Below are 6,349 nucleotides of genomic sequence, written 5' to 3'. Positions count from 1 at the left end.
GGACTGTTGGGGGGCCGTTACTCTTCGGGATAGTTTTTTTCTCACTGGCAAGCATGTTGGTGATTATGGGAATGGGGCGTTCTGCCTCAGCCCCTCTGCCGTCTCTCGAGAGCAGAGTTGGCATGACAGTTGTGCTGGTTTGGCTGCTGCTGGGCCTTGGAACCATCATCACCCTGGGAACACTTTGGCCGGTCTTGAGTCAGTTTTGGGAAACTACGCCCCTGGTCGTATCACAAAGTTTTTATAATACTGTATGTTTGCCCCTTTTTGTCATTTTGGCACTGATAATGGCTATTGCGCCCTGGCTGAATTGGCAAGGCGGACTGAACAAGCCCCAAAATGCTCTTATGACTGCGGCAGTATGGCTTGGCATCATCGTCGGTGGCATTCTTCTGGATATCAAACCAAGTTTGGCTGTTGCCGGAGTGGCTTCAGCGGTGAGCGTATTTACCACCACGATTATACTGGCTTTTTCGCTGGGCAAAAAAGCATTGTCTCGGCCTGTGCTTGCCAGCTATGGAACCCATGCAGCCTTTGCGCTCATTGTTCTTGGCGTGGCTGTTTCAGGCCCGTTTCAAGATGGTTGGGAGCGCCCAATGGCACTCAATGAGAGCTTTTCCGCCAATGGATACACTTTTACATACAAAAAGCTTCGTGAAATAAAAACCGACTCGTTGACGATCAACGAAGCAGAGATTGAAGTACTCAAGAATAATAGAGTGATAGGCATACTCAAGCCTCAGCAGCGCCTGTTTCGCAACTTTGATCATCCCAATAGCGAAGTCTCAACTCTGTTCAGCCTGGGCACAGAATTTTACGCGACCATTCACGATATAAAAGATGGTCAGCTTCAGCCCTTGCGAGTCAGCATACACCCCATGATCAACTGGGTATGGATTGGCAGTATTCTTATTAGCATATTGCCTCTTCTTGCCTGGCGTGTTCGTGCATCACGGAAGGAAGAAAGCCATGTCCACTAATGCTCAGAATTGCCTACAGGCCAGCGTGCCTATGTGGCAAAAACCAACTATCTGTCTTATGGCGTTCGGGATTTTTATTCTTTTTATGGTGGCCTTTGTTGGCGGCGCAGGATTACCCTCGGTCAGCCAGAAGGCAGGCGCCGCCGCAAGCGCATCAGACAGTATGGCGGAAGTAGGCGCACTTATGGCCAAACTGAAAAAGAATCCTCAGGATGTGACAACACTGCAAAACCTCGCCGAAATTTTCAGTCGTGAGCAGGACTGGGAAAGGGCGGCGCTTTTTTGGTCTAAGGCCATCGATCTCATGCCAGAGGATGTCAACGCCCTCAATCATCGTGCTGCGGCACTTGCCCGGGCGGGTAACTACAATGAGGCGATTCTTGACTATGAAAAGATACTTCGTCTTGATCCCAAAAATTACCATGCCTTATACTACCTTGGGGTAATACATAAATATGGTTTCCAGAATAAGGATAAGGCCAGGTTGTACCTGCAACAGGCTATTGATATGAAACCGCAGGAGCAAGAGTTTAAAAAAGCCATTGAAGAGGAATTAGCTGCCATGTAGAAAATAGAGATGCCGGGCGCGTGGCCCGGCATCTCTATTCAGAAAACGCAGTGCTGCCCCCCATCTTGGAAACAAGTGTTTTTCTGGTGATTCCAAGTTTTCTGGCAGCTTCACTTTTATTGCCACCAGCCTTTTCAACTAACTGCGTCACGATAACTCGCTCAATTTCTTCCAGGGTCATGTCTGCGAAATCAGTTCGGTCTGATGCCTTTTTTTTGCCTTCATCAGCGACACTTTTCGGCAACTCTCTCTGGCTGACGTATTCCCCCATAAGCAGCACCACTGCCCGTTCCACAGTATTTTCCAGCTCGCGTACGTTGCCGGGCCAGGGGTATTTTACCAGTTTGTCCATAGCGGCAGGCGTAAAACCCTTAATGGCTTTATCGTTTGCCTTCGCAAATTTTTTCAGAAACAGATTGGCAAGCAGGGGGATGTCTTCACGACGGTTCCTCAGGGCTGGCAGGTGCAACGAAACCACATTCAGCCTGTAATACAGGTCTTGCCGAAATCGGCCTTCAGCGACTTCTTCTTCCAGGTTCTTGTTTGTAGCAGCCAGAATACGCACATCAACCTTGATTGGAACGTCGCTACCTACACGCTGTATTTCACGTTCCTGAATAGCTCGAAGCAACTTGGCCTGCATGCTGATTGGCAAATCGCCTACTTCATCAAGAAATATGGTGCCTTTATCTGCGGCTGAAAAACGTCCTTCCCGACGCTTTTCAGCACCAGTGAACGCACCTTTTTCATGACCGAACAGTTCAGACTCCAGCAGAGATTCGCTCAACGCTGCACAGTTTACCGCAATATATGGTCCTCGTTGTCGCCCGCTGTTGGCATGAAGCATTTTTGCCACCAGCTCTTTTCCCGTTCCCGACTCACCAGTAATAAGCGCTGTGGCGTCTGAGGGCGCAACGGAAGACAACATTTCAAGCAACTGCCGCATGACAGGGCTTTGACCGATGAATCCGTCTGAAACAAAGGTATGGGCTATGGTGTTTTTGAGCGCTTTGACCTCATCACGCAGGGAAGCATGATCCAGGGCTCTTGCCAGCGTCAGCCGTAGATCTTCGAAATCAAGCGGCTTGCTTAGGTAGTCATACGCCCCGGATTTGAGCGCGTTTACGGCACTGTCAACATCCGAGTAGGCGGTCATGATTATGATCGGAATGGATGGATTGAACTCCCTTATTTTCTGCATGGCGGCGATACCGCTGATGCCTGCCATTCGCACGTCCATCAACACCAGGTCAAAGGGCTGTTTTTTACACGCCTCAACAGCAGCTTCGCCGTCTTCAAGGGTGGCAATGGCATATCCCCATTCGGCGAGCAGAGTCTTCAACGTGTTTCTATGACTGCTGTCATCATCCACCACCAGCAGATTTATGGTTTCTTTTGCCATGACGCCTCCTGTGGCCTCAAAGGAATACAAACGGTAAAAGAAGTACCCTGGCCCGGTTCGCTCGTCACGGATATGGTGCCGCCATGCCCTTCAATAATTTGCTGCACAATCGCCAGGCCGAGGCCTGTTCCCGAAGGTTTGGTTGTAAAATATGGCGTGAAAATTGATTCCAGCACGTCCGGGGCAATGCCATACCCGGTGTCCGACACTTCGATAGCGTACTCTTCGTTTGAGAACGGCTTCACAGTGACGCCAAGCTTACCTCCTGGCTGCATAGCCTGAAGCGCGTTCAAAAAAAGATTCAGCAATGCCTGGGTAAGTCGTTCACTACTGGCAAACACAAGGGGAAAATCTTTACGAGCGGTGTACTCAACCGTAATTTTTGCACTTTTAATATCTACTTCAGTCAACCGCAGAGCACGCGTAATGACTGCGTCAATATCCGTTTCAGAAAATTTGATCATTGTGGGCCGCGCAAATTCCAGAAGTTCTGCCACAACCCCGTTCAGTCTGTTCACCTCCAGAACCATTGTATCGGCCGCTTCTTTTTCCGGCCCTCCTTCCAGCATTTTTCTGGCAATATAGGTCGCCAGCCCCTTGATGGAGCTCAAGGGGTTTCTTATCTCGTGGGCTACACCGGCAGCCAGGGTGCCGAGCGTTGTAAGGCGGGTGTTTTTTTGCGCTTCGCCCTGAAGCCGCTTGAGTTCAGTAATGTCACGCAGAATATAAAGATATCCCAGAAACAGGCCACCATCGTCCCGAATCTCAGAAGCGCTGACGCTCACAGGAATGCGTTTGCCCCCAATGGGTATCAGCTCGGTCTCCCGTTCCAAAATTTTTTTATCTCTCGCAAGTGCACTTGTGATTGAATCCCAGTCCAGCCCGGAAAGAATTTTAACAGGTTGGCCCTGTACCACATCTCTGCTGGTTTTAAACATGGTCAGGGCAGTTGCATTGATCATGCTGAGGTTATCTTCCGGGTCACTTGTTACCAGACCCAGAGGTAGGCTTCTCAATACTTCCGAAGCCAGCGCCTGGGTGTCTTTCAGTTTGCGGCAGGACACTTTATGGCTATGGGCCCAGAACATTGAAATAAACCCGCCAAAGCCCAGGCCTGCGACCAGGCAGGCGGCAAGCAGGTTATTCATCAGGTCGGCGGCAAGTGCATCGTCAAAGGGATTTTTGTCGAACCCAACAAAAATGAAAGAACTTGCGGTTCCTTTTTCAAGTGATTCTGCCTGGCTGACTCCCCCGACGCCCATATGGGAACCAAGGTGTTCGCGATGAGTTTCTCCCTGTTTTTTGGCGTGTGCGCCCTGGGGCTCATGATCTTGCGATAAGGGGGAAAAACCACGGTACACTTCAAAGACCTTGCCCCTGTCATCGCGCCCATCTTTATATTCGGCAATACGCGTAACAAGGTCCCCCGGCAAAGATCCATCTGGCACAGTACTGCCTACGTTGGAGACATTACTGTGAGCCATAATTTTTCCACTTGGGGCCACAATAGACATATAGACGATACCGGGCTGCCGAGCCGTTTCTTCGATGAGCGCCTGCAGCAGATCACCCTGAACGCCCAACCCTTTTTCTGTGCGGGCTCCGGCTTCCAGAGCCCATATTAAGGCTTCTGCCCGCTCAAAATAACTCTGGATGGTGTGCGTTCTTTCTCTTTCAGAGTTTCTGATGGCAAGAACCAGCACCGCCAGCCCAAGGATAAAGGACACGCCGACCAGGAGCCACGGTGAAAACCCAAAAAGGTATTTTCCTGGCTGGCGGATGGTCAGAGTTGAAGAAAATTTCATTTAAGCCCTCTTTTGCAGGGTGATTTCAGATTGGCCTTTGGGTTTTTTTGACCCAACATTTCATTCCTTTTGAGTAATTTTTTTGTACATTGTTTTTATTTCAACATGGCAACATAAATTGCACTGCAAATAAAGTATGTTACATGAAAAAAATTGGAACGGGATTTGCTAATGGTTAAAACACGGATTCTGTAAAAAGGGATACCGCGGCTATTATGAACCAGTTGCACAATACACTTTGTTGTCCGTAGCCATAAGGAATAAAAATATGCTCGAACACTACTTCATGAAATTATCTCATTGGGAAGCGTGGGTACTGGGACTCATGCTGCTTGCCATCATTGTCTCCGGTGTTTTTATCCTCAGCCACAACAGGAAAAAGTATTCACGAAATTACGACAGGCTTGATTCTTTGGAAATATTAAAATCAAGATTGGCTCGTGGTGAAATATCTGTAGAAGAGTTTAATACGCTCAGAGGATTCCTTGATATTAAATAACATCTCAACGCAGTATCACCGCATAAGAAATAGCAAAGATGGCTGTGGTTCAGGCAGCATGGCCGTCTTTGTCATCATCCAGGTGTGATTGATTCCCATTTTTGCAGAGTCCGCTTCTATTCGAGGTGCGAATAACATCTGAGGGCAACAGAGGTGTAATCAAGTCAGCTGGCAAACCGGTGGTCACAATTCTTGAGCGGCAGCCTGTTCTTGCCAAGCAGCACCGCTATGTGACTAATGGTTCGTCTGGCTGGACAAATGCAAGCTATGCTGGCTTGTCTCACAAACAGCCACAATAAGACTGATATTGTCATTACCGCCACCATCAAGGGCGGTCTGCAACAAACTGCCTGTCAAATTTTCTGGTTCAGTATCAATAGTCAAAAGATGCTTCATTGTATCCAGCGACACCTCATCGTGGAGGCCGTCAGTACACAGCAGTAGCTTGTCCCCAGCAATCAAGTCAGTGCGTCCTTGTTCGAGTTGCAGGTCACGTCCTCCCAGGCACTGCTCAAGCACATTCTTGAGCGGGTGTTTTCGTGCCTGCTCAACGGTAATATCACCTGCCTGAATCATGCTGGTGAGAAAACGGTGATCGGTAGTGAGTTGCTCAAGTTTTTGGGCTCGAAGGCGATAGAGCCTGCTGTCTCCCACATGAACCCAGTAGAGATCGCCTTGATGCAGCAGAGCCGCAGTAAGCGTTGTTCCCATGCCATCAAGGGCTGTATGTGTAGCTGCGTGCTGGTAAATTTTTTCGTGAGCTTTTATGGCTGCTTGTTCAAGGGTAAAGATATCAAGCTCGTGACTGGCAGCAAGCTCCAGCTCCTTTACTGCAATGGATGCAGCTATGTCACCACCGTCGACACCGCCCATACCATCTGCCACCGCTAACAACAGTGGCCCATTGGCACAGTGAACAGTGAGTACCCTGTCTTCATTTACCTTTCTGATATTGCCTTTGTGGCTGGCAGCATGCAGGGAAAAAGAAATCATTCGCTGCTCGATGTTGTGGTGTTGCGTACGGTTCTAAAGCCCACATCAGGAAAAGCTTCCCATTTCTGCCTCAGTGGTGGGCATATATCCTTTGTTTCTTTC

Annotated in this window: 7 protein-coding genes; 4 read left to right on the top strand and 3 right to left on the bottom strand. The window is 49.0% G+C overall.

Going from position 1 to position 6,349, the window contains the following annotated elements:
* The first annotated feature begins 53 nt into the window (after positions 1 to 53).
* Together QM579_RS02505 and QM579_RS02500 are read left to right on the top strand one after the other, a co-directional pair.
* Positions 54 to 980, top strand: a complete 927-nt coding sequence (locus QM579_RS02505) for a cytochrome c-type biogenesis CcmF C-terminal domain-containing protein (RefSeq protein WP_414997651.1) — start codon at positions 54 to 56, stop codon at positions 978 to 980.
* Entirely contained in the window at positions 970 to 1,548 is a 579-nt protein-coding gene (locus tag QM579_RS02500; RefSeq protein WP_414997650.1) for a tetratricopeptide repeat protein, read from the top strand. The genes QM579_RS02505 and QM579_RS02500 overlap by 11 nt, the downstream gene beginning before the upstream one ends.
* Positions 1,549 to 1,582: 34 nt before the next feature.
* On the opposite strand, the gene QM579_RS02495 is transcribed toward QM579_RS02500, so the two are convergent.
* Together QM579_RS02495 and QM579_RS02490 are read right to left on the bottom strand one after the other, a co-directional pair.
* A complete protein-coding gene (locus QM579_RS02495) occupies positions 1,583 to 2,950 on the bottom strand; it encodes a sigma-54-dependent transcriptional regulator (RefSeq protein ID WP_414997649.1) in 1,368 nt (455 codons plus the stop codon).
* Positions 2,932 to 4,755, bottom strand: coding sequence for an ATP-binding protein (locus tag QM579_RS02490; RefSeq protein ID WP_414997648.1), 1,824 nt, complete (start codon positions 4,753 to 4,755; stop codon positions 2,932 to 2,934). Before QM579_RS02490 ends, QM579_RS02495 begins: the two co-directional genes overlap by 19 nt.
* Before the next feature lie 268 nt (positions 4,756 to 5,023).
* On the opposite strand from QM579_RS02490, the gene QM579_RS02485 reads away from it, so the two are divergent.
* Positions 5,024 to 5,254, top strand: coding sequence for an SHOCT domain-containing protein (locus QM579_RS02485; protein WP_414997647.1), 231 nt, complete (start codon positions 5,024 to 5,026; stop codon positions 5,252 to 5,254).
* Positions 5,255 to 5,488: 234 nt separating this feature from the next.
* Here QM579_RS02485 and QM579_RS02480 read toward each other — a convergent pair whose 3' ends face one another.
* A complete protein-coding gene (locus tag QM579_RS02480; protein WP_414997646.1) occupies positions 5,489 to 6,247 on the bottom strand; it encodes a PP2C family protein-serine/threonine phosphatase in 759 nt (252 codons plus the stop codon).
* Between QM579_RS02480 and QM579_RS02475 the strand changes: the two genes are divergently transcribed.
* Positions 6,167 to 6,349, top strand: a 183-nt coding sequence (locus QM579_RS02475; protein ID WP_414997652.1) for a hypothetical protein, incomplete at its 3' end; no start/stop codon positions are given. The two genes, QM579_RS02480 and QM579_RS02475, sit on opposite strands and share 81 nt — an antisense overlap.

The sequence above is a fragment of the Desulfovibrio sp. genome, from assembly GCF_047607245.1.
Taxonomy (GTDB): domain Bacteria; phylum Desulfobacterota; class Desulfovibrionia; order Desulfovibrionales; family Desulfovibrionaceae; genus Desulfovibrio.
The sequence above is the reverse complement of the archived record's forward strand: the minus strand, read 5'-3'. Positions and strand labels throughout refer to the sequence as shown.

Excerpts from the sequence above, each read along its gene's own strand:
- QM579_RS02505 (WP_414997651.1), top strand. The coding sequence starts at position 54 with ATGTTGGTGATTATGGGAATGGGGCGTTCTGCCTCAGCCCCTCTGCCG.
- QM579_RS02500 (WP_414997650.1), top strand. The coding sequence starts at position 970 with ATGTCCACTAATGCTCAGAATTGCCTACAGGCCAGCGTGCCTATGTGG.
- QM579_RS02495 (WP_414997649.1), bottom strand. The coding sequence starts at position 2,950 with ATGGCAAAAGAAACCATAAATCTGCTGGTGGTGGATGATGACAGCAGT.
- QM579_RS02490 (WP_414997648.1), bottom strand. The coding sequence starts at position 4,755 with ATGAAATTTTCTTCAACTCTGACCATCCGCCAGCCAGGAAAATACCTT.
- QM579_RS02485 (WP_414997647.1), top strand. The coding sequence starts at position 5,024 with ATGCTCGAACACTACTTCATGAAATTATCTCATTGGGAAGCGTGGGTA.
- QM579_RS02480 (WP_414997646.1), bottom strand. The coding sequence starts at position 6,247 with ATGATTTCTTTTTCCCTGCATGCTGCCAGCCACAAAGGCAATATCAGA.